The organism is Limosilactobacillus sp., assembly GCF_051873035.1.
GTDB lineage: Bacteria > Bacillota > Bacilli > Lactobacillales > Lactobacillaceae > Limosilactobacillus.
This window is the reverse complement of the sequence record NZ_JBJEEL010000001.1, coordinates 1-23,947: the sequence shown is the minus strand read 5'-3', so window position 1 is coordinate 23,947 and position 23,947 is coordinate 1. Positions and strand designations below refer to the sequence as shown.

The 23,947-nt window shown below is 46.8% G+C and carries 19 protein-coding genes, 3 tRNA genes and 1 riboswitch; of the genes, 17 read left to right on the top strand and 5 right to left on the bottom strand.

Annotated elements, in window-relative coordinates; genetic code table 11:
* Nucleotides 1-92: 92 nt before the first annotated feature.
* Complete coding sequence (gene mprF, locus ACI31H_RS00110) at nt 93-2,675, bottom strand: bifunctional lysylphosphatidylglycerol flippase/synthetase MprF (protein WP_439769976.1); 2,583 nt, start codon at nt 2,673-2,675, stop codon at nt 93-95.
* Between the two features lie 159 nt (nt 2,676-2,834).
* On the opposite strand from mprF, the gene ACI31H_RS00105 reads away from it, so the two are divergent.
* Together ACI31H_RS00105 and ACI31H_RS00100 are read left to right on the top strand one after the other, a co-directional pair.
* Nucleotides 2,835-2,909 (top strand) — tRNA-Asp (locus tag ACI31H_RS00105).
* 71 nt (nt 2,910-2,980) lie between these two features.
* Entirely contained in the window at nt 2,981-3,850 is an 870-nt protein-coding gene (locus tag ACI31H_RS00100) for an RluA family pseudouridine synthase (protein ID WP_439769975.1), read from the top strand.
* Nucleotides 3,851-3,903: 53 nt separating this feature from the next.
* On the opposite strand, the gene ACI31H_RS00095 is transcribed toward ACI31H_RS00100, so the two are convergent.
* Together ACI31H_RS00095 and ACI31H_RS00090 are read right to left on the bottom strand one after the other, a co-directional pair.
* On the bottom strand, nt 3,904-4,632 hold the full coding sequence (locus ACI31H_RS00095) for a DUF4811 domain-containing protein (protein WP_439769974.1): 729 nt from the start codon (nt 4,630-4,632) through the stop codon (nt 3,904-3,906).
* Nucleotides 4,632-6,071 (bottom strand): MDR family MFS transporter, encoded by a 1,440-nt coding sequence (locus ACI31H_RS00090; RefSeq protein WP_439769978.1) that lies wholly within the window; start codon nt 6,069-6,071, stop codon nt 4,632-4,634. The genes ACI31H_RS00095 and ACI31H_RS00090 overlap by 1 nt, the downstream gene beginning before the upstream one ends.
* Nucleotides 6,072-6,293: 222 nt before the next feature.
* Between ACI31H_RS00090 and ACI31H_RS00085 the strand changes: the two genes are divergently transcribed.
* The 5 genes from ACI31H_RS00085 to ACI31H_RS00065 all read left to right on the top strand — a co-directional run bounded on the left by ACI31H_RS00085 (nt 6,294) and on the right by ACI31H_RS00065 (nt 13,861).
* Complete coding sequence (locus tag ACI31H_RS00085) at nt 6,294-6,713, top strand: MerR family transcriptional regulator (RefSeq protein WP_439769977.1); 420 nt, start codon at nt 6,294-6,296, stop codon at nt 6,711-6,713.
* Nucleotides 6,714-6,777: 64 nt separating this feature from the next.
* Nucleotides 6,778-7,125: a DUF3368 domain-containing protein gene (locus ACI31H_RS00080; RefSeq protein WP_439769973.1), complete on the top strand. Its 348-nt coding sequence runs from the start codon at nt 6,778-6,780 to the stop codon at nt 7,123-7,125.
* A gap of 147 nt (nt 7,126-7,272) precedes the next feature.
* On the top strand, nt 7,273-10,425 hold the full coding sequence (locus ACI31H_RS00075) for an NlpC/P60 family protein (RefSeq protein ID WP_439769972.1): 3,153 nt from the start codon (nt 7,273-7,275) through the stop codon (nt 10,423-10,425).
* Nucleotides 10,426-10,681: 256 nt separating this feature from the next.
* Nucleotides 10,682-12,532: a ribonuclease J1 gene (gene rnjA / locus ACI31H_RS00070; protein WP_439769971.1), complete on the top strand. Its 1,851-nt coding sequence runs from the start codon at nt 10,682-10,684 to the stop codon at nt 12,530-12,532.
* A 138-nt stretch (nt 12,533-12,670) separates the two neighbouring features.
* The gene (locus ACI31H_RS00065) at nt 12,671-13,861 is read left to right on the top strand and encodes a lysostaphin resistance A-like protein (RefSeq protein ID WP_439769970.1); all 1,191 of its coding nucleotides are present in this window, start codon (nt 12,671-12,673) and stop codon (nt 13,859-13,861) included.
* Between the two features lie 108 nt (nt 13,862-13,969).
* Here ACI31H_RS00065 and ACI31H_RS00060 read toward each other — a convergent pair whose 3' ends face one another.
* Nucleotides 13,970-15,421, bottom strand: a complete 1,452-nt coding sequence (locus ACI31H_RS00060) for a C69 family dipeptidase (protein ID WP_439769969.1) — start codon at nt 15,419-15,421, stop codon at nt 13,970-13,972.
* 305 nt (nt 15,422-15,726) lie between these two features.
* Here ACI31H_RS00060 and ACI31H_RS00055 point away from each other — a divergent pair, with 305 nt between their 5' ends.
* From ACI31H_RS00055 to ACI31H_RS00045, 3 genes are all read left to right on the top strand, one after another.
* Complete coding sequence (locus ACI31H_RS00055; RefSeq protein ID WP_439769968.1) at nt 15,727-16,203, top strand: universal stress protein; 477 nt, start codon at nt 15,727-15,729, stop codon at nt 16,201-16,203.
* A 172-nt stretch (nt 16,204-16,375) separates the two neighbouring features.
* Nucleotides 16,376-17,059, top strand: a complete 684-nt coding sequence (locus ACI31H_RS00050; protein WP_439769967.1) for a VIT1/CCC1 transporter family protein — start codon at nt 16,376-16,378, stop codon at nt 17,057-17,059.
* Nucleotides 17,060-17,073: 14 nt separating this feature from the next.
* Nucleotides 17,074-17,763, top strand: a complete 690-nt coding sequence (locus tag ACI31H_RS00045) for a VIT1/CCC1 transporter family protein (protein ID WP_439769966.1) — start codon at nt 17,074-17,076, stop codon at nt 17,761-17,763.
* Between the two features lie 94 nt (nt 17,764-17,857).
* Here the strand turns inward: ACI31H_RS00045 and ACI31H_RS00040 are convergent, their stop codons facing one another.
* Nucleotides 17,858-18,769 carry a cation diffusion facilitator family transporter gene (locus ACI31H_RS00040; protein ID WP_439769965.1) on the bottom strand — a complete coding sequence of 304 codons (912 nt, stop codon included), beginning with the start codon at nt 18,767-18,769 and terminating at the stop codon, nt 17,858-17,860.
* A 197-nt stretch (nt 18,770-18,966) separates the two neighbouring features.
* Here ACI31H_RS00040 and ACI31H_RS00035 point away from each other — a divergent pair, with 197 nt between their 5' ends.
* The 7 genes from ACI31H_RS00035 (at nt 18,967) to ACI31H_RS00005 (ending at nt 23,807) form a co-directional block, all read left to right on the top strand.
* Nucleotides 18,967-19,614 (top strand): metal-dependent transcriptional regulator, encoded by a 648-nt coding sequence (locus tag ACI31H_RS00035; RefSeq protein WP_439769964.1) that lies wholly within the window; start codon nt 18,967-18,969, stop codon nt 19,612-19,614.
* Between the two features lie 251 nt (nt 19,615-19,865).
* Complete coding sequence (locus tag ACI31H_RS00030; RefSeq protein ID WP_439769963.1) at nt 19,866-20,540, top strand: phosphatase PAP2 family protein; 675 nt, start codon at nt 19,866-19,868, stop codon at nt 20,538-20,540.
* Between the two features lie 62 nt (nt 20,541-20,602).
* Entirely contained in the window at nt 20,603-21,070 is a 468-nt protein-coding gene (locus tag ACI31H_RS00025; protein WP_439769962.1) for a GNAT family N-acetyltransferase, read from the top strand.
* Between the two features lie 15 nt (nt 21,071-21,085).
* A riboswitch (Lysine riboswitch) is annotated at nt 21,086-21,257 on the top strand.
* A gap of 104 nt (nt 21,258-21,361) precedes the next feature.
* On the top strand, nt 21,362-22,837 hold the full coding sequence (locus ACI31H_RS00020) for an amino acid permease (protein WP_439769961.1): 1,476 nt from the start codon (nt 21,362-21,364) through the stop codon (nt 22,835-22,837).
* 103 nt (nt 22,838-22,940) lie between these two features.
* Nucleotides 22,941-23,582 (top strand): deoxynucleoside kinase, encoded by a 642-nt coding sequence (locus ACI31H_RS00015; RefSeq protein WP_439769960.1) that lies wholly within the window; start codon nt 22,941-22,943, stop codon nt 23,580-23,582.
* 65 nt (nt 23,583-23,647) lie between these two features.
* A tRNA-Val gene (locus tag ACI31H_RS00010) sits at nt 23,648-23,720 on the top strand.
* Nucleotides 23,721-23,724: 4 nt separating this feature from the next.
* A tRNA-Leu gene (locus ACI31H_RS00005) sits at nt 23,725-23,807 on the top strand.
* Nucleotides 23,808-23,947: the final 140 nt, after the last annotated feature.

Below are 23,947 nucleotides of genomic sequence, written 5' to 3'. Positions count from 1 at the left end.
TTGCGTACAAAAAAACTGGCATTGATTTTCATCAATACCAGAAAGTGTAGACCCAATGCTTTGCGCCTTTTGTGGATTAACGGTGGTGGCCGTTATTTAAGCCACCAGGCAAACAGGTGGTGCTTGGGTTGGTCAATGCGCTGGTTAACCACACTGAGGACAATCAGCATGTTGGCCAGCAGTGAGTTTTTCTTGCGGTAGGTAATATAACGTGACGACCAGGTGGAGGCGTACTTATCCTTGTAGTGGCGCAGCCCTTGGAAGCCATACAGGTGGTAGCCGTATTCGTAAACGAAGTGGGCCGCCTTTTCTTCCAGAAAGCTAAATTGGTATTCACCGACGTTAGAGAGGGGGGCCATCCCGAGGTCAAAGTAGGTGTAGCCATGTTCTTGACCGTACTGGTACATGCTGATAAAGATCTTATCCATAATTCCCGACGGGGCGTCCTTACTGTGACGCATTAGGTCAATGGTTAAGATCTCCTTACCACCAGTCGGCATGAAGGTGGCAAAGGCAACTAGTCGGCCATCCTTAGCCCGGACGGTAGCAACGGGGGCTTGGTTGATGTAGTAAGGGTCAAAGAAGCCTAGGGAAAATCCCTTTTCGACCTGTTCACCTAGCCAACTGTCGGAAACGCCCTTTAGTTCAGCCATAAAGTCATCGGTAAACGGCGGTTCGACGACGGTAAAGGTGTATCCTTCACGGTCAAACTTGTGCATCAAGGCCCGTTGCGATCGTTGCTTCTTACCGGCTAGGGTGAAGTCGGCTAGCTTTACCAGCCCACTTTCCCCAGTTTTAATGAAGTCAAAGCCAAATTCATGCAGGAGCATGGTTAACTTACTGGAGACCTCGTAAAAGACAACCTCGTAGTCGTAGAGGTCGGCCTCACGAACGAATTGACGGATTGCCGCGCGAACCACGGCCTGGTTCCCGACGGGGTTGCCCATTACCACTAACCGGTCATACTTGCGCCGGTACATGAAGAAGAGCTGGTCTTGACCATCTTTTTGGTAAAAGTAGAGGTTCTTATCACGGAGAAAGGCCAGGTGGCTGGTCTCATTACCACCGAATTGGTCAATCACCCGGCGGACCCGGTCAGCATTGAAGTGCAGTGGTTGGGCGAAGGGGTCACGTCCGGCCATGAAGTACCAGAGGATTGCCAACATGAGGAGGAAGCCAAGTCCTAGGCCTAACAGTCCGGAAAGCCAAATCCTTTCTCCGGGGAAAAAGAGGAAGGTGGGGATGTGGTGCTTACTTGAATACTGCGGTGCATTGATTACCCCGACAATTACGTACAGGATAAAGCCACCAGCAAAGATCAAACTGTCGATAATAAATTTACCAATCGAGTATTGGAGCTTGGCCCGGTACAAAACGTGGCGGGAAATGAGGACAAGCAAGAGGACGATTACCAGGTAGATCGTTAGGCTAATGGTTCCGAGATTCCAAATGGTGTTGGCAATCCCAACTAAAAGCAAGATTAGGGTTGGCCAGTAGGCCCGCTTAACCTTAGCTTGAAGCCCCCGTGCACAGGCCAGCATGGCGATGGCAAAGAGGATGGTTGACATCTGGTGGATGAAAAAGAAGGTATACGGGTAGAGGTGTTGGACGATCTTATTTTCCGCGGTAATGTCAGGAATTGAAGCGGTCAACAGCATCAAAATACCGGAGATATACATAAAGGCGGTAATTAAGTAGTAGGCTGTTTTGCGCATCAACAGGAGCGGGAGGCCGTCAAAGAACTCATTTAACTGGTGGGCTAAGTTATGGATAAACATCAGCCCCGCGATGATTAGGGGGACGATATAGTAGAAGATCCGGAATAGTAACAGCCAGATAACAATGGTTGTCCGGGGAATCCCCAGTAATGACAACTCGAAGATCATCATGACATCGAAGGACCCTAATGCCCCGGGAATCATGGAAAGGACACCAAGTACTTGGGCGACGGCGTAAAGGGGTAAGACATTAATTAAATTTTGTCGAACACCAAGACACCAGCCGACAAGCAGGAAGAAGAGGGCGACAAAGAGCCATTCAAACGTAGAGCTACCCACGATAAACAATTCGAGCCGGGGGGTTACTTCCTTAAAGAGTTTATTGTCGTTAATCAATGTAAAGTAAAAGACAACTGGGAAGTAAAGTCCCCCACCGACTAACCAGATGGCGTAGTGGTCAAAGTGTCCACCGTCATGAAAGCCAAACATGATGATGAGGGCCAGCCAGCAGAGAATCGAGAGCCCCGATAAGAGGAAAACGGCAATTTTAGAAATGGCCAAGAGGATGTCCTTCTTGGTGGCGTTCTGGCGGTAGAAGTAGGCCCGCAGGGTGGCCCCCAGGAGCCCGCCGAAGCCGGCAATGTTGGTAAGGGTGTTGGTAATCCAGCCACAACGGATTACGTAGGACCGTTTAAATTTACCAGGGAGAAAATGAATGATTGCAAAGTCATAACCCAGCATGGGGATGACGGCGATACAACCAGTGACTAGTAAGAGCAGGATGCTTGTCCATGAAAGGCTAGCAAGCCCAGTCCCGACCTGGTGCCATTGAACAGTCTTGAAGAAACTGCCGAGGGCATGGATGACGAAGACCAGCACCGACACAACGAAGATCAGTTTGATAAACTTGGAATATTTTTCCCACCAGGCGATCAAATGGTGGTCAAGTGTTTTCATAATTATTACTCCCCCTAGAGATGAAAAATTCCTGAACTCATTATAGCCTACCAGAACTTGCTAGTAAGGTGTAGCTTGTTGAAAAATAATTATTGAGAAAATCAAAATTTTAGTTGACGGGTGCGTAAATTTTTCGTATACTTTTAGATGTTGTCAAATGGTCCGTTGGTCTAGTTGGTTTAGGACGCATCCCTGTCACGGATGAGATCACGAGTTCGAGTCTCGTACGGACCGCTTATAATTATTCTGAGTTGAGTGTCACCACTCAACTTTTTTTATATCCAAGGAGGAATTGAGCGGGACAAATGGAAGCAACCTGGCAGTATACCGGTACCGAACCGGTAAAAATCAAGAAGTATCTGCAGTCATTAGGAATGGGACACCGCCTGTTTAACGACATTAAGAAGGGGCAGGGTGAATTCCTGGTTGACCACCGGCCGGTCCGCCCGACCACGAAAATTTTGCCTAACCAGCCCTTGACCATCAAGGTGGCGCCGGAAATGGCTGATCCGACCGTTCAAGTTAGTTCAGAACCGTTGACGGTAGTTTATGAGGATGCCAACTGGTTAGTCGTTGATAAGCCGGCCGGGGTAACCTCAATTCCGGGGCCAACCGTCGATAATGGGACGGTCCTTAACCGGGTGAAGGGGCATTTAGAAGCTGCGGGTTCAACTGACCTGCGCCCCCACTTAATTACCCGGCTCGACCGCTTTACTGGTGGCCTGCTATTAGTGGCAAAACACCACGTGGCGTCAAGTATGATTAGCCAACAGGTACAGCAGCACCGGATGCTCAAGGAGTACACGGCAATTGTCGCCGGCCAACTGGCGACTGCTCACGGGATGATTGACCAACCGATCGCGCGCCGTGCTGACCAGGTGCAGCGAGTAGTTGCCGCTGACGGTCAGCCAGCCCGCACCGAATACTGGGTCGAAGCTACCGGGGAAAACTGGTCACGGGTCCGGGTCCGGTTGCACACGGGACGGACACACCAAATTCGGGTGCACTTTGCCTTTATCGGTCATCCTTTGGTTGGTGATCAACTATATGGCGGTGATACGAGTAAGTTTGACCACCAGCTACTCCATGCTAGCAAGCTCTCTTTTAAGGATCCCTTTAGTCAAAAACAGCTAACCTTTACATCAGCACTACCGGCCGCTTTTACAACGCTTTAAAATGAGGAGCGCCCTGAACATTGGTTTTTCCAATGTTCAGGGCGCTTTTGTGGTTATTTAACCTGGGCCAATAGCCGTTTGATCATCTGGGACTGGAACTTCTGTTCAGCCTGTTGAGTTACTGTTTGAATTTCCGCGGCACTCATCTTCGGGTTCTTGCTAAGTGCTTGTTGGACGGCCGCGGCAACGGTGGCCTTACCCTGCTGTTGTGCAGTGGCTTGGGCCTTTTTAACGGCTGGAGATTTAGCTAGTTTCTTGAGGCGGTTAGCCTGTTTGACGGTAACCTTAACATAGGTTCGTGGATATTCAAGCGTGTTGGTCCGCTTGACCAGGGTACCGTCCATTCCAGACCACATGTACATACTGGCAAAGAAACGGTTGTTGTAACGCCAGCGGGTTTCGGTGGTCACCAGGCGTGGTGTAGGACGGTTAGTCCACTTAATTTTACTTGTCGTATATTCATTGGCCTGGGTATGGTGGGGTGTCTTTTGCTGAAACTTGGTGTTATAGATGTAGACATTGTCCCGACCACTGGTTCCTACTGGCTGGTAAAGGGCAAGCGGCATTGTCGAGTTAGAGGCCGAATAGATGGTCCGCTTACTCGTGGTCGTGACCTGGTGCATCCCAAAATGGTGGCTGTAATTGAGCGTCATCATCGCGGTAGAGAGGACAAATAATGCACCAAAAATAGTGGTCCAGAGGATCCGGCTAGCCCGGCGGTTGATGAACATAATGCTAGCAAACATTGCCACCGCGGCAATAAACATAATTAGAATAATCATTAATGATCCTCCTTTCCGGTAATGTCATCAGAATCGAGTTTAACGTGGATTCCGTTACCACTCGTGACGAAGAAGGTTAGTACCAACCCGATTAATGAAAAGGCAACGGCAAACCAAAAGGCAGCATGGTAACCCATCAGCGTTGCATCAAACATCCGGGACTTGTATTGAAGTGGGGCCTGCTTGAGTAGCGCATGAGCGGGTTCATGACTATTAGTAACGTTGGTTAGAACAGAGATCATAATCGCGGTCCCCACTGAAGTGGCTACCTGACGAAGGGTGTTGTTAACCGCGGTCCCGTGGGAGATGAGGTTAAACGGCAGAGAATTCATCCCGGCAGTCGTCACTGGCATCATTACCATTGAGATCCCAAACATCCGGACGGCGTAGAGAAAGACAATGTAAATCGTCGGCGTGTCCCGGGTAATAAAGGCAAAGGGCAGGGTACCAACGGCTAAGATAAACATCCCCGTAATGGCGAGCCGTTTAGCACCATGCCGGTCGAAGAGGTTCCCCGTGATGGGACTCATAACCCCCATGAAGAGAGCCCCAAAAAGGAGGGTCAATCCAGAATGGAAGGCGGACATACCGTGGATGATTTGAAGGTAGAGGGGAATAACTAATTCAACTCCCACCATGGCCATCATTACGATGGAACTTAGGATGGTAGCGAGGGTAAATTCACCGCTCTTGAAAACACTAAATGCCAAGAAGGGTTCGTCTAGCTTGTTTTGCCGCAGGACAAGGAAGACAACTAAAATGATCCCAATGATAATCGTGGTGATAACGATGGGATCCGTCCAGCCCTTGTCACCAACGCTAGAGAAGCCGTAGAGCATGCTTCCGAAACCGATCGTCGATAAAACGACGGAGAGCCAGTCAAGTTGGGGCCGACTATTGGGAATAACGTTCTTAACAAAGAAAAAGCTGGCAATAATAACGATAGCAGCAATCGGCACGATCATTCCAAAAAGCCAACGCCAACTAAAGTTATCAATTACCCATCCGGATAGGGTCGGGCCAATCGCCGGTGCAAGGCCAATTACGAGGCCGTTAATCCCCATGGCTGCCCCCCGTTTTTCGGGTGGATAAATGGTTAGCATGATATTTTGCATGAGGGGCATGTTGATACCGACACCGACCGCTTGAATCAGCCGGCCGGTCAGCAGTACACCGAATGATGGTGCTAGCCAGGAAAGAATTGTGCCGACCTCGAAGATACTCATGGCGATGGTAAACAGTACTTTGGTGTTAAAGCGACTACTTAAAAAGGCACTGATGGGGATCATAATCCCGTTAACCATCAAGAAACCAGTTGTCAGCCACTGGACGGTGGAAGTACTAATATTAAAGGCGTTCATTAGAGCAGGGAAGGCCGTTGACAAGATAGTTTGGTTAAGAATGGTACAAAAGGCCCCGATTAATAGGACCAGAACCATTAGTGGCCGGTGGTAGGGTTGGCCATTAATGTCAACGTTTGTTTCTTCATTGTCATTCACGCACAAAACCTCTTTTCAAATTTAATTCACGAGTTCAAATGATAAGCCGTAAATAATCTTTTGCCAAATTATTTGACAACAATAACGGATATTCTATAAAATGTATTACGAAATTCAATGAATTGTGGAGGGAGAACGGTGTTAGAAGACCATTTTCGACGGATGATTACGGAAAATAAGCTCCAGATTAGCATGTCAGAACTAGCACGCGTAACCGGCGTCTCGACTAGTCAGCTCCGTTACTGGGAGCGCAAGGGCTATATCCGCTCAAAGCAAGACGATAAGAATAAGAATCATTATTTCAGTCTGACCACGATGATTAGTGTTTTTACCATTAAATACTTTTTAGATCAGGGATACACCTTAACGGTCGCGGTCAAAAAAGAAGAAGAGCGGAAGCAGTTAGGGATAATTTTCCGCCGCTTCATTGCGGACCAGATTAAGGCGATTAAACAATTACCCGCAGAGAAGGGCGAAGTGGATTTGGGAACCCTTGAGGAGAATCCAACCCAAGAAGTCTACGCGGTCATTGACCAAGCGGGAACCCATTTACACACCCGCCCCGTGAAAAAGACGGATTAACCATTGCCCAATTTTTGTGGTATGGTGGAGATGAACTATTGATGTGAAAGAAAGGGCGGTCACAGTGAGTTCAGAAGGAAAGAGTTACACAGATTTAAGTGCCGCGGCTAAGGAAACGGCGCTGAAATCATTTGTTTCGTTTTACGTCAGTCAATACCAGCGCGGGAGTCTGGAAATTCTTAGCTCTAAGGTATCGAATGAGGTAATGAGTTCAATCAATGAGATCTTGAACCAGAATAAGTTCATGGGACACGCGGAGTTAGTTGCCAACAGCCTACGGTTATCCAAGCCATCTTATGAACAAATTTTGTCCAAGCTTTCCCATACCTATTTCACTGATGATGGTGAACCGGTAACGGATTGGATGACGGCTTGGGAAGAGCAAGAAGAAGCATTACCGACGGAAGACTAGTTTTAAAAGAAGTGCAAGGTGGTCGATTAAGATCATGCTTGCACTTCTTTTTTTATCCTTGCAGATATGGTAATTTTTCGGTAACGCTAGTAGAATAAGAGCGTGTAATCGCTTTTCGGTTACGAGAAGATGAGGGGAGTATCAATAATGCAAGAAAAGAAACACTTTAAACTGTTTAAAGCTGGTAAGAAGTGGTGCACGATGGCAATTGCAACCATCGCGGTAGTCGCAGGATTAGCGGTTACGACCACGGCTTCAGCCGACACCACTTCAACTACTGATGCCAATCAAAATAGCACATTAGTCAACCAGCCGGTCAGTGCTAGTCAGGCTACTAGCCAAACCACTGCTAGTGATAACCAGTCCGGCCAAACGGCCAACGTCGATTATCAGACACCGGTTAACGCGGGATCACTTGATAGTGCTACGGCAACTAGCCAGGGAGAAGTTGAATTTTCTGGTTGGCACGCTACCAACGATTACAAGGCAGGGATGCACCACTTTGCGATCGTTCTTGATGGCAATGGTCATGAACTTTACCGTCACGAAACAACCACGGTTAACCGGCCGGATGTCGCAGCGGTTTATCCCCACGCCCCAATTGCGGGCCAAGGTGGCTTTACCGTTGACGTCCCAACCAGTAAGTTGGCCAATACTAATAGTATCCGCCTGCTTTCCCGTTACACGATGGACCAGACCGGTAACCCGGCTGGGGGTAGTGACTACTGGTTCCCAGTAATTACCACCAAGGCCGGTTGGCTGGACCAGTTCCAAGTAACGGGTAACCAGGTTGTGGTTTCCGGCTGGCACGCTGATGATCAGGCGGCCGACAAGACGGAACATACCGTTATCCTGTTTGACCGGACTAAGAACCGGGAAGTTGCCCGGGCCGAACACGTTAAGAATGTTGCTAGCCTGGACCTAGTAAAGGCGGGCTACGGGACGGTTGCTAATGGCAAAAACGCGCGTTACACCGTTAGTTTTAACCTGACCCCGGCGATGATGGGTGATGAATTATCCGTAATTAGTCGTTACAGCCGGCCAGGTCAAGAAAACACTAACTACTCTGACTACTGGTATAACAATACCTTGAAGGTCAACAATAAGGGCAATGCCGGTTGGCTCGATAACTTTAGTGTTGATAAGACTAATAATCGGATTAACGTTAGTGGCTGGAATGCTAATGATAATTCCGCCGCTGAACCGGTTCATGAGGTAATCCTCTTTGATAAGACCGCTAATAAAGAAGTGGCACGTCAAATTAGCCCGACGGTTGCCAGCCCTGACGTTGCCCGTGCCTATGGCAACATCAATAACGCCGGCCATAGTCGGTTCACGGCACACTTTGACCTGACTCCCGCAATGCTCAACCACCAACTTGAAATTATCAGTCGGTACGCACTAGCGGGGCACGATAACGATGCCGGTTATTATTCCGACTATGTTTATGGTAACCAGGTCTTAAATCTCAACACTAATAAGAATGGTTACCTGGATACCTTCTACATTGATAAGGCCAACGGTAAGGCGGTTATTAGTGGTTGGGGGGCTGATGATGCCAGCATGTTTATGCCGACCCACTTCATCATCCTCTTTGATAAGACTGCTAACCGGGAAGTTGCCCACCAAATCGTAACTAACCAGGCAAGTGCCGATGTAAAGAACAGCAATGCTGGTAACATTGCCAATGCCGGGAACTGTCGTTTCAACGTTACCTTTAACATTACGCCAGAGATGGTTGGCCACCAGCTAACGGTGCTGAGCCGTTATAGTGACTCTACGAAGGAAAATGACTACGGTCACTATTCCGACTACTGGTACAACAACACGGCAGACTTCAGTGTTAAGCAACAAGCCTGGTTGGATACCTTGGCACTAAACGCCGCTAACCACACCATTACGGTTGCCGGTTGGCACGCGGACGATGCCTCGGTTTACATGCCTGGCCACTACATTATCCTCTTTGATAAGACTGCTAACCATGAAGTTGCTCATAAGCTGGTACCAGTAACGGCTAGTCCGGACGTGGCCAATGCGACCCACATTGCCAACGCCAACAAGGCTCGCTTTGCAACCACCTTTGACTTGACACCGGCAATGCTGAACCATGACTTAGTAGTAATTAGTCGTTACAGTAACTCGAACGATAATAATTACGGGACCGCAACCTCTGATTACTGGTTTAATAACAACAATATTAACCTGGACACGCAAGACGGTTGGTTGGACAACCTGAGCCAGTCCGGTAACACGATTAATGTTTCCGGTTGGCACACGGCTGATTCAACCCTCGGACTGACCCATCACATTATTATCTTATACGACTACACAACGGGTCGTGAGGTTAGCCGGCATGAGGTTACTAACACTGCTAGTGGTGACCTGGTGGCTAGTCACGGTAACTACGTCAATGCTAACAATGCCCGGTTCAGCACCAGCTTTACGGTTGATCCGGGAAGCGTCCACCACGCCTTCGGAATTATTAGCCGGTACAGTAACCAGGCCGACGGTGAAGGGACTTACAGTCAGTACTGGATGAATAACCGGTACCTGAACACTTACCAAAACCCGGGCTGGATGTATCAAATCCAGTACAGCCAAATCAAGGCCAACCCGGCAGAAGTTGGTCACAACATCGGCCCCGGCTATGAAGGGGTTAAGACCTGGTTCATCAATAGTAAGCTCGGGGATGCAAACATCCATAACCAGTACACGACTGGGGATGCTTATGCCATCATGAACATCCAGCGTAGCCATGGCCTACCAGCAACTGGCTGGGTTGATCTGCCAACTTGGCGGGCGCTCGGTTACTCTGATGACCTTTGGTACGGCATCGACAGCTATGTTTCACCAACGTTAACTAATCCTGGTGCTACCCGGCAGCAACGGATTGACGCCATGATTAATACCGCTTACCGGTACATGGGTAAGCCATGGTGGGCTGGTTGTTCCTCAGCACCGGCTTGGGGTGTTGACTGTTCAGGGTTAGTAATGCAAGCACTGTACGGTGCCGGTATTAACCCAACGACGGTTAGTTCTACCCACCACGGTTACCCTGGTAACGAATGGAACTCCCGGAACCTCTTCGTTGATCCGCACTTCCAAAACGTTAGTTGGAACGACCGGCAACGGGGTGACCTTGTCTTCTACTACCAACCAGGTACCCGGACAATTTGGCACGTGGCCATCTTGCTGGATCCTAACACGGTTATTGAAAGCTGGCCGCCTTCGGTAATGGTTCAACCAATTCTGAACGGTCAACGGAACGTGGTTGCCGGAATTCGGCGGGTCTTTGCCTAATTAAGTTGAATAATTATTAAGGGAACTACGACTAATTTGTCGGGTTCCCTTTTAATTTGCCCGGTCAATTACTACCTTCGCCCTATTAGATGTGGTAGAATAAAAATAGTTTTACGTACGGATATTAAATGATAGTAACTAGCTAAAAGAATAATTGTTGCCGGCCTTGTGCTCACAAAGCGGCTCTTTTGGCTTACTTATTTTTCCGTTATGACAGTAACGTTGATTACAAATCTAAAAAGGAAAGAAAGGTATTATGGCAAAATTAAATATTAAGAACAATGAAGTTGCCTTTTACGCTATGGGTGGCCTTGGCGAAATTGGTAAGAACATGTACTGTGTCCAGTTCCAAGATGAGATCATTATCATCGATTGCGGTGTGCTCTTCCCAGAAGATGAACTTTTGGGGGTGGACTACGTTATCCAAAACTATGACTACCTCATCGAAAATAAGGATAAGATTAAGGGAATCTTCATCACCCACGGTCACGAAGACCACATTGGGGGACTTCCCTTCTTCTTGCAACGGGTTAATGTACCGATCTATGCGGGCCCGTTTGCAATGTCATTGATTAAGGGGAAGCTGGAGGAAAAGCACCTGTTACGGAACGCGGAACTGCATGAAATCGATGAATTTGATGAAGTTCATTTTAAAAAATTATGGGTAAGCTTCTTCCGGACCACCCACTCAATCCCTGATACCTTAGGGGTGGCAGTTCACACCCCCCAAGGGACAATTATCCAAACCGGGGACTTTAAGTTTGACCTGACGCCGGTGGGTGGCCTACCGGGTCCTAACCTACAGCAGATGGCGAAGTTAGGCGATGAGGGGGTTCTTCTTTTGACCTCCGACAGTACGAACGCGGAGCGGCCACAGTTTACCAAGTCCGAACGCTGGGTTGATATCCATATTCGGCGGATTTTTGAACGCATTAAGGGACGGATTATCTTCGCCTCCTTTGCTTCCAACGTCTATCGTTTACGGGAGGCTTCTGATGCGGCAATTGCTCAGGGACGAAAGATTGCTGTCTTTGGGCGGAGTATGGAAAATGCCATTGCGGCTGGTCAGGAACTGGGTTATTTAAATATTCCTGAGGACTCCCTAATCGAACAGAATGAAATTAACAATTACCCACCAGAGAAAGTCTTAATTATGTGTACCGGGTCCCAGGGGGAACCAATGGCGGCCTTAAGTCGGATTGCCAATGGTACTCACCGGCAAATTAGCATCCAGCCCGGTGATACGGTCGTCTTCTCCAGTAACCCTATTCCAGGGAACACTACCAGTGTTAATGCACTGATTAACAAGTTGGAAGAAGACGGGGCCAATGTTATCCATGGTTACGTCAACAACATCCACACCTCTGGTCACGGTGGTCAAATCGATGAAGAATTTATGCTGCGCTTGATGAAGCCAAAGTTCTTTGCCCCGGTCCACGGTGAATACCGGATGCAAAAGATTCATACCAAGTTAGCGGAAATGACTGGGGTACCCCGTAAGAATAGTTTTATCCTTGCTAATGGTGATGTCTTGGCACTCACCAAGGATTCCTGCCGGGTTGCGGACCACATCGATAGCGTTAGTGATGTTTACATTGACGGTCGCGATGCTGGCGATACCGTGGGTAACCCAGAAATTCGCGAACGGCGCCTCCTATCTGAAGAGGGGGTTGTAACAGCGATTGCGGTAGTGGATTTGAAGGACTACCAGATTGTGGCGGGACCTGATATTGTTTCCCGGGGCTTTGTCTACATGCACGAGTCCCAGGAGCTGATTAAGGCGGCCAACCACGAGGTCTTCTGGGCAATCTTAAATACCTTTAAGAACCACAAGCACGTTGACCAACGGGCCCTTAACCGGACAATTGTTAGCCGGCTGCAAAAGCTGTTATTTGAACGGACGGGACGGCGCCCGGTAATTATTCCGATGATTACGATCCTGAATGGGAAGAACCGGTCGGAAAACCACCATTACCGTCGGCCTAACCATAACCACCACCGTAAGAATAACGAAGAGACGGGAAATAATAAGAAAAATAATAACCAGCACCATTCCAAGAACGGTCATGAAAACAAAGCAAAGAAGCCGGCAGCGGCTAAAGCTTAGGCGATAATAAAGAGGCGGCCGAGAAGTTCAGTGAGCTTCCCGACCGCCTCTTTACTAATTTCTACTTAAACCCCCGTGAAATCTTTGGTATGATCAATACTAGCAATTATTTATTGAAAGAGAAGGGAAGGAACCTTTATGACCGGGAGAGATTATTTAAGAATCTGGTATCGGGTTCAGATTGGGGCCACCTGGTTGGTCCTCGTATTGATGATGATCCGTAATTTTGAAATGGGACGGCATCAAATCGTTAATATTTTAGTGGCGCCAGTGATTGTTTTGGCCATTGGACTGCTAGTGGAACTCTTACCCCAGTTACCAGCGTTAGTGAAACGCTTGAATGCATGGTTACAGGGACTGCTTCAGCCGTTAATTTTGGTAATTGCTTGGGATGTTATTACCCGGGAAATTATTACGCTGTTGCACTTGCCAGCACGGGGCGTGGTATCTTTAATGATCATTTATTATCTGTTAATGTTTGCGCCGTTTGCTAGTGTCATTGGGGGTCAGTTAACCTTAAGCATCGAACGTTTTATTTTCGCGGTGGTCACTTTTCAGGTAGTATTGATCCCATTGATTGCGCTCCCGACAAACCTGATTGATAACCACTTCTTGCGCCAAAACTTGGAAACCGGGGCAGTTGGTGCGGTCGCCTTCTTTATCCTAATTACCACGGCTATGCGGGCTTGGAAGCTGTCGTGGCCGGGGTTAAAACCGCACTGGAGCGGCGATTTTAATTGGTGGATTTTACTTGGCCTGGTAGTGGTTGACATCGCGATAACCATACTAAATGTCGGCGGTGTTCCCAACCTCAGGAAGGCCAGTTCGTGGGTAACTCTGATGGCCATTGAAGCAGCGGTTGCTGAAGAAACATTATTCCGCTTTGCAATATTGGGGGTACTCTTTTATGCATGGCGAAATGTCCGCCAGCGACTACCATATGCATTAGTTACCAGCAGTGTCTTGTTTGGACTAGCGCATTTGACGAACGTGGCTGAACAGGCTTGGTCGGTAACGGTTTACCAGGCAGTAGCGGCGGCCGGTCTCGGTCTGTTTTTTGCGGTAGTCTACGTTTACACGGGACAACTATGGCTAGCAATGCTCATGCACGGTCTACTGGACTGGTTTAGTTTTGTAGCTACCGGGGCAACGACCATGACTGGTAGTCAGGTAACCCTGGCGGACTGGGGCGCCGTGATTGGTGAACTGGTAATCTTTGGTGCGATTACGGTCTGGATGATGTTTGGTCAACGGCGGCGGGTGATGGAACGCCATGTCGCCCGCCTAACCGGTGACGAGCAACGCTTTGACTTCCAAATTCAATATTAAAAATATAAAAACGTCGGACAAGTGACGATTTACCGTCACCGATCCGGCGTTTTCTTTAGGAAAGTCGGTTATTTTAATGAAGTAATTGAATTAACTCCACCATCTTAATTAAAGGTTGTCACCGCGTTCGAATTGGAACTTGGAGTTCAACAGGGTCTGGTGAACAAGACTGTTAGTCAAGTTGTGAGCCTTTTCGGTAACGTGACTAGCGGTGGTCTTGTTTTCAGCGGTCAGGTAGTCGATCAGTTCATCACCGCTCTTGCCCTTAGCACCAGCAGTGATGGCGTCAACCCGGCCGACACCATAGCTTTGAGCTTCGTCTCTGAAGGCGTTAACTTCGTAGATGAATTCGTGGTAACGTGGTTCAACGATTACTTGCAGCATCTTGTACAGCCAGTAAGCACTCTTTTCTGGGCGAACATCTTGGGTAGCCACTGCGTAGTTAGCAGGGGTATCGTTAATGTTGGTGAAGAATGGTACGTATGGGCTGTAGCAGTAGAAGCCAAAGTTGATCCATTGAATTGCAGCGTATTCAGCAGGAACATCATTGCGGATTTGCATGATGCAAGAGCTCTGGTTACGGTCTAGTGCGATTGAACGGAACTTCCGTTGGTCTTCAGGGGTACCAGAGGAGTAAGTGCCCATTGGGTCGTATGGAGTCTGGTTGTAGTGTGAGGACAGGAAGAATTCAACGTCTTCAACGGCAATCTTCTTTTCTGGCCGACGTAAGAATGGCATGTCTTGACTGGTTGGGTCTTGTTCAATTGATGGGTTGAACAGCTTTTGACCGTACCAGGTCCGTGGTGTGTTGTAGTATGCATCGGCTTCATCTTCGGTAGCAAAGATCTTCCGGAAGTTAAAGCCTTCTGGATATGGGTTCAGGTGGTACTTTTCAACGAATTCACGAATACCACTTGCGTATATGAAGTTTTCAGAGTCGTCAAAGTCGATTTCCTGGATGCACATGTTGTTTGGCGCAATTGCGTAGCAGTCATCAGGAATCCGTTGAGCAACCCATTGGTGACCACCGGCAGTTTCGAGGTACCAAACTTCGTCTTTGTCGCTAAAGGCAATCCCGTTGGTTTCACCAGTACCATACTTTTCAATTAGTGAACCCAGCAGCTTAACCCCTTCGCGGGCACTCTTGATAAATGGCAGAACCAGGTAAACCATTGAGTCTTCATCAACACCGTTGTCAACCAGTGGGTCGTGTCCTAATACCCGCGCATTGGTTGATTCGGTCTCAGTAGCACTCATAGCAACATTGTATTCGTTGATTCCTTGCTCATCCCAACGGCCAATACCATGACCTTCGTTTAATTCGTGAGCACCATTTGGGGTAGCAGTGTAACGGCAACCCTTACCGGACATATCAACTTCAAGACCATTGTAATCGGAAACGTAATGTTCACCGGTGTAGTCCTTAGCTGGGAAGACCTTGAAAGTCTTTGGGTTGATACCATTGTAGCCGTCTTCATCCCGGGCAATCATGGTTGAGCCGTCGATGGAGGCATTCTTACCGACTAACATTGCTGTACAACTAGTTACCTTTTTATTCATAGTTACACATCCTCTCAAAAACATACACAACTATTACCAATGTTGATTATAACACTTGTGTAAGCGCTATAATAGGCGTATTGTGAATTTTTTAATATTAACATTATAATAGGAAAATAATATTAGTTAGCAAAAATATTAGCTAGTAAAAAGTTTTAATATCTTATTTCATACTTTTATTTTAGGATAGCCGAAAATTATTATTTACAAATCAAAGAATAGTAGTAACATAGTTAGTGTAAAGTTAATGAGGCCATGGTATTTACTGCTGGTTTCGTTAATAGAACCTAGAGAGGGGAATACTAATGTTCGAAATTAAGCCAAAGAAGTTCAAGAAGATCCTCGTTGGTGTTGATGATGCACCCGATGCCCGTGCTGCTTTTTCATATGCTGTTGATAAGGCGAAGCGCGACGGCTCTGAGTTAGGGATTGTTTCCATTTTGGAGACTGGTGACATTAATGTTTACCAAATTCTCGATAAGGATTACGTGCACAGTAGCGAAGATGAATTAAGGAAGCGGGTTAACGAATACGTTCAGGCCGCAATTGATTATGGGGTGGACCCAAAGAAGATTACCGCGATTGTTGACCGTGGTGAACGGCCAGCTGAACGAATTTGTAACCACGTTATCCCAGCCTTCCAACCAGACCTGTTAATTATCGGTTCAATTGGTAAGTGGGGTAACCGGAAGGCCGTTGGTTCACAGGCTTCTTACATGACCCGTCATGCTGGGACCTCCGTTTTCTGTATCCGGACAACCGCGGTTCAAACTTACGAATAAAATTTAATAAGTGCTCGTTAGTACAAAGCGATGGCCAGATTGGCTGTCGCTTTTTGAATATCAAATTAATTTTTAACGGTTCTAATTAACACTAAAAATGGCTTAATAAAGGCTTGCATATATTTTATCTAATGTTATAATCATTCTAAACAAGCCTAAGGGAGGAAGTAGAATGGCGAAAAAGAAAATGTCGTTGGCCCAAAAGGTAAATGTTCTACGGGCCAGTGTAATGGGGGCAAATGACGGCATTATCTCAGTTGCCGGGATTGTCATTGGGGTTGCGGCAGCGACTAGTAATGCTTATTCAATTCTTATTTCCGGACTGTCCGGTAGTTTGGCCGGTATGATTTCCATGTGTATGGGTGAATACGTCTCGGTTTCGACCCAAAAGGATTCACAAAAAATGGCTATTATAAGTGAACGGCAACGGCTTGATGACCAGTACCAGCAAGAGTTTGATTTTGTTCAAAGAAAGTACGAGGCACAAGATATTGACCCTAAATTAGCCCGTCAGGCGACTAGTGAGTTAATGGAAAAGGATTCATTAGGGACGGCTGTCCAGGAACGTTATGGCTTTAATCCGAAAGACTTTACCAGTCCTTATGCGGCGGCGGTTGCTTCATTTATTTCCTTTCCGACTGGTTCGATCTTACCCATGGTGGCGGTGACCATGGCACCAGCCCAGAGCCGGATCTGGGCAACTATGGTGGCAGTGCTAATTGCATTATTGATTACCGGATACTTTGCGGCCGTACTTGGTAAGTCTAACCGTGTTAAGTCAATGATTCGTAACGCCGCGGCCGGTTTATTGACGATGGGTGTTACCTTTATAATCGGTCAGCTATTTGCACACTAGGGGGATGAAAGGTAATGCTAAAAACAAAGAAACGTCAAAAGCAAACAATGGAAGAAAAATTAAATACCCTTCGTGCCGGTGTACTCGGTTCAAATGATGGTATTTTAACTGTTGTCGGGGTGCTAGTTTCCGTTGCGGCCGCCACGAGCAACCGTTTCACGATCTTTATTGCGGGCCTGTCAGACCTGTTAGCCTGTGCCTTTTCGATGGCCTCGGGTGAATATGCCTCAGTTTCGACCCAAAAGGATACTGAAAAATCAGCGGTTGCCCACGAAGAACACCTTTTGAAGACTGACTTTGAAGGCGAATTAGAAGCGGTGAAGAATTACTATGTTGATAAGGGGGTTACTCCTGAAACCTCGCTGGCCATTGCCCAGGATTTGTTAACCAAAAAGCCCTTAGCGACCGTTGTCCGGGTTAAGTATGATATTGAACTTGGTCATTATCTTAATCCGTGGGATGCAGCCTTTTCCTCACTGTTTTCCGCGGCAGCCGGGGGAATTTTTCCCCTGATGGCGATGACCTTAGCACCAGAGGCTTATAAGTGGTACGCCGTTATCTTAGCGGTTGCTCTGACCAGTGCGCTTACCGGGTACATTAGCTCTAAGCTCGGCAATGGTCTGGTGAAGATTGCGGTAATCAGAAATATTATCATCGGTTTGATTACGATTACGATCCACTATGGTGTCGGTAAGCTATTCTAGTTGAAGATATTTCATGATCTGGATGATACAAAAGGAGCAAGACCGAAGTCGTTTACGATTTCAGTCTTGCTCCTTTTGTATTTAGTAATCTAGATTATTGGTGGTCATTAATCATATTTTCTTTGTCAACCGGGGTGTTAAATAATTCTTCATCCCGTCCCCGGGAACATTCAGCCTGAAGCGTGATGTGACAGATTCCATATTTTTCGTGAAGGACCTTTTCAACCTGCCGGTAGATCTTTTCAACCTGGCTAAGGCGCAGGTCATCACAGTTCAGGTGGGCTGAAAAGATGATGTGGTGCTCATCAATCATCCAGGCGTGAACATGGTGGACGGCGTCAACCCCGTCAATCTTTGTGAGGTCACTTTCAATTGAATCATAATCAAGGTCAGGTGATGACTGCATCAAGATCTTGATCGTCTGGCTAATGATCGGTAGCGATTCGTAGGCAATGTAGATAGCGACCGCAATGGTCAGGACAGGGTCAAGCCAGGGAACGTTAATGAAGGTTAGAATAATTCCCCCGATGATAACCGCCACGGATGATAAGGCATCGCTTAGCACGTGCAGGTAGGTTGCCTTGACATTAAGGCTATCATGACTGCCGGCGTGAAGGAGTGCCGCGGAGGCAAAGTTAGCTAACAGACCAACGATCGCAACAATTAACATGACCCTACCATTAATATGTTGAGGGTGGTTCAGCCGTTGGATCGCCTCGCCGGTCAGAAAAATGGCAATGATCAAGAGCAACAGGCTGTTAGTCAATGCCGAAAGGATCTCTGCCCGCCGGTAACCGTACGTACTCTTCCGGGTCTCAGGCTTACCGCCAATTTGCTGGGCAAAGTAGCCCAGAATAATGGAAAAGGAATCCCCCATGTTGTGAAAAGCATCAGAAAGCAGGGCTAAACTCCCTGAAATTAACCCCCCGATAATTTCAACGACAGTAATTAGGACGTTCAAAAGCGTGACCGCCAGGAAACGTTGTCCGGTAATCTTTTCTTTCATAATTATTTGCTCCTCAACTTATGAATTGCAATTTTTAACCAAGATATATTAAAATAGATAATTACAAGCTAACGAAAAAGTTAGGTAATCCAAACTGATTATCTTTATAATATGCTATAATCGTTATATATTCAATATGGAGATAATACTGTTATGACCGTTCGTAGGCCAAAAATTTTAACACGAGGTGAACTAGATTGACTCCAATGAAGGAAGATTACTTGAAAATTATTTTTGAGCTCGGCGGCAGTCATAAGAAGGTGTCAAATAAGGAAATCTCATTAGGCTTGGGAATTGCTGCTGGTTCGGTAACGGAAATGATTTCTAAGTTAGCTGACGAGGGATTGGTGGTCCACGAACCGTACGCCGGTATTTCATTGACGGCTAAGGGGCAAAAGTATGCGGCCGAGCTAGTCCGTAAACACCGCTTATGGGAAACCTTCCTCGTTGATAAACTTAACTACAACTTTGCTGACGTTCACTCCGAAGCCGAAGTGCTAGAGCACCAGACGAGTGATCGTTTGGCAGGAGCGTTAGATGAGTTTCTTAACCATCCTAAGCACTGCCCACATGGTGGAGTGATTCCTTCTTCTAAGGGGAAGTTTCCTGATGTTAGCCATCGGCTCTTGGCTGACGCTAATGATGGTGAAACGGTCGAATTAGAGCGCTTCTTGGATAACCATGAGCTCTTGACCTACCTAGAAGAGCTTAAATTACGGCCAGACGACCGGGTTAAGGTTATCCGGCATGAACCATTTGAGGGACCGATTGTTATTGAAAAACCTGGTAGTAGCCAGGAGGTTAATGTCTCTTATAAGGCGGCTCACAACATTTTTATTAAATAAAACAAACAGGGGGACGTGACATAAGTCCCTCTGTATAGATCAAAAGTGAACAACGCGGTACACAAATGAGGTCCAGAGCCCGGCAAAGCCAAACTCTGGACCTCTATTTGTGCTCGCGGGGGTTCGAAAACGAAGTCGTGACCGACTTCTGTCTCACGCCCTTTTTAATCGACTAAAAAGGCCTGCAGGAGAATTTAGACTTGTGGTATACTCAAAACAATTGCTAGAAATCAAAATAGGAGAGAAAAACTATGTTTATTGAACAAGACAGTCACCGGATGCGGCGGTTCTTGCTGAGTGGTGGCTTCTTTATAGCATTGTTACTGTTAATTAAGTTTAACTCGTCGGTTGTTACGATGATGGATGCCGTATTACAATCATTATTCACAAGTCAACGGCTTGAAGGAGCCGGCTTATTTCACGCGTTGATGACGTTATTGTCATTTCTGGCGAGTCCGAAGATGGACATCCTCTGGGTGGTAATTATCGCAGTTATCCTCTGGGTAAAACGGTATCAAATACCAGCACTGTGGGCAATTGGAACGCTAATCGGCGGTGATGTTTTAGGTGAAATCGCTAAGCATATTGTGAAGCGTGCTCGGCCAGCACAACACTTAGCTGCTGATGATGGTTATAGTTTTCCTAGTGGTCACACGTTGGGAATCTTTTTAGTAGCGGCGATCCTGTTACTGATTGTTATTCCCCTAATCCAGCGGCGGTCGACCCGGACCATCTGCCAATTGCTAATTGTGTTTGTGATTTTCTTCGTTGCTGTTTCCCGGGTTTACCTATATGCCCACTGGCCGTTTGATACGATCAGTGCCATGCTGTTGGGCTATGCGTGGTTACAAGTAGCCGAATGGCTCTACGTGGCCTGGGCACCTAAGCTGAGAAGGGTATCCTTCTTAGCTGATTCAGGTATTTAATCGACTTAATCAAGGCTGGGAAATATCCCAGCCTTTTTAATATATTTCCCGGGTAATAAATAATGATTAACACGAAAAGACTAGTAATTAAATCGTTGCTTAACGATGATGATGGGCAATTGGCTAAACTACTGGATGATCCGGCCATTTTACGGGCCACCCACCTGACTTTCTCTAGCCAACCGGTAACTAGCTTTGAACTCAACCTTTTGTTAAAGTCCGTTAATGCTTACGGAATTTACCGCCGGCAGTCCCCACAAACGCTCTGTGGGCTTTTGACACTCGACAAGACTGCTGAATTACCAGGCGGGTTTGAACTGGGCTATTTACTTCAACAAAAGTTGTGGGGAAAAGGGTTAATGACGGAGGCGGTTGCCGGCTTATTAGAAACGGTGACGGTACCACTGATCGCGTTTACTGACCGTACCAATTACCGGTCACAGCATGTTTTACAAAAAAACGGTTTCATCCTTGTGGGCCAAGATAATCCCCAATTGCGTTGGCAAAAACCGGCTTGCACGGTGAAGTAAAGAGAGTATAATATTGAGAAATGAAGAGGTTGCATCCTTTATCAGTAACCATTATGAGGCAGGTGAGTGCCGGACTAATGGTAAAAGGGAAGGTTGCCGAAATGGTGAGTAACTTACCGTACTTGCCGTTGGGACATGATTTAAGAGGTCATGGACTGTCGCTATATTGCGGAGCGCTTCCTAAGATTAGTTCATTAATTAAGAAGTTAATGGAGTCTTCTGACGGAATCGGCCGTTGGAAGGCTTTTTAATTTACCCTCTTCAAAATTCTATTTGGAGGATTGGTTTTTTATGGCAGAAAGCACAAATGGTCAGCAATCTGAAGGCCATATTAAGCGGACCTTGCAGACACGCCACCTGACAATGATTGCTCTTGGTGGGACGATTGGGACCGGTCTGTTTATTACGTCTGGTTCGGCAATTTCAACCGCCGGGCCTGGTGGGGCGTTAACTGCATACGTCATCATGGGAATCATGGTGTTCTTCTTGATGACTAGTTTGGGAGAAATGGCAACCTATATGCCATTGACGGGATCGTTTTCGGCCTATTCGACTAAGTTTGTTGACCCCGCGCTCGGCTTTGCGATGGGGTGGAACTACTGGTTTAACTGGGCAATCACGATCCCAGTTGATGTAACTAGTGCCGGAATTGTAATGAATTTCTGGCTTCCCCATGTCCCTAGTTGGATTTTTAGTGTGGTTGTTCTGGTATTGATCTTTTTAATTAACTACCTCTCAGTCCGTTCATACGGGGAAACAGAATATTGGCTAGCCCTCGTTAAGGTAATCACGGTAATTGTCTTCCTGATCGTAGGGGTAGCAATTATTCTCGGTATCATGGGCGGCAAGCCGGTGGGCTTCAGTAACTTCCACTATAAGCAGGCACCGTTTGTCGGTGGGGTACCAGCCGTTATCAGTGTGTTCTTGGTTGCCGGATTCTCGTTCCAAGGAACTGAACTGGTTGGGATCACTGCTGGGGAAGCGGCTACTCCTGAAGAGTCGATTTCGAAGGCCATTCACTCGACCTTTTGGCGGATTTTGCTATTCTATATTTTCGCAATCTTTGTAATTGCCTGTGTACTTCCATACACTAACAAGAACCTGATGAATGCTAACGTTCAAAATATTACGATGAGTCCGTTTACCATTATCTTTAAGCGGGCTGGACTAGCAGTTGCAGCAAGTATTATGAACGCGGTTATTTTAACGGCCGTAATTTCAGCCGCTAACTCAGGACTCTACGCCTCTACGCGGATGCTATATTCACAAGCACGAGAAGGATACGCTTGGCGCTTCCTTGGTTATGTTAACCGGCGCGGAATTCCAATTTATGCACTGTTAGTTACAATGCTTGTTTCGACGCTGGCCTTTGCAACCCAGTTCGTTGTGCCACAGGCATATTCTTACTTAACCGACGCTTCCGGTTTGTGTGGTTTTATTGCCTGGCTAGGAATTGCCATTTCCCACTTCCGCTTCCGGCGGGCCTACGTGGCACAGGGGAATTCGGTTAGTGACCTGCGCTACCACGCTACCTTTTACCCATTCGGTCCTATTTTTGCCTTTATCCTGTGTATCGTGGTTATTTGTGGGCAAAATGTTGAGGCCTTCGCTAAGCTAGATTGGTCCAATATCCTAATCACTTACATGAGTGTGCCACTATTCTTGATCCTGTTCTTCTACTACAAGATCCGTTACAAGACGCACGTTATTCCGTTAAAGGACGTTGACCTCAGCAAGAGTACGCGGGGCGAAAAATACGATGGTTAACTAAAACGATAAATGGTCACTTTTAAAGTGGCCATTTGTCGTTTAAATGTTAGAATAGTAATCGTGACTTTTTTAAGCTATGAATAAGGAAAGGAATTAACGAATGATTGCTTTAGCAGGAACAATTGGTGCCGGTAAAACCAGTCTGACGCAGTTACTGGCGGACCACTTACACAGCAAGGCCTTTTATGAATCAGTTGATGACAATAAAATTTTGCCACTTTTTTATAAAAACCCGAAAAAGTATGGCTTCTTGCTGCAGATCTATTTTTTAAATAAGCGGATAAACGAAATCAAAGATTCTTACGGCAACGACCTCAACGTGTTGGACCGGTCCATCTTTGAAGACGCCTTGCTGTTTAAATTAAATGCCGATATGGGACGGGCAACCCAGACCGAATCTGACATTTATAGTTCACTTTTGGCTAATATGATGGAAGAATTGCCTGAACAACCTCATGCTAAGGCGCCGAACCTACTAATTACCATTCAGGTCTCCTTTGATACGATGTTAAAGCGTATTAAGAAGCGGGGACGTTCATATGAACAGATTGCTAACGATCCGTCCTTATACAACTACTACAAGAACCTGAACGAGCGCTACCACGCTTGGTACGAACAGTACGACAAGAGCCCGAAGATGTTAATTAATGGGGATAAGTACGACTTCGTAGAAGATCCGGCAGCGGCCCAGGAAGTTCTAGAAATGATCGACCACAAATTAATTGAATTAAATTTGAAATAGTAGTTTGACATTTTAGCAAATAGATGATATATTATTTGGGCTGGCTTATTTAAGACAGTTCACTTGGAGGATTAGCTCAGTTGGGAGAGCATCTGCCTTACAAGCAGAGGGTCACAGGTTCGAGCCCTGTATCCTCCATTATGCGGATGTGGCGGAATTGGCAGACGCGCAAGATTTAGGATCTTGTATCTTTATGATGTAAGGGTTCAAGTCCCTTCATCCGCATCAATATTATTTGAAAAAAGTGTTGACATTCTTCACGACTTCAGGTAATATTAATAATCGTTGATAGCAATTAAATAGCTATGAGATATGCGGAAGTAGTTCAGTGGTAGAACATCACCTTGCCATGGTGGGGGTCGCGG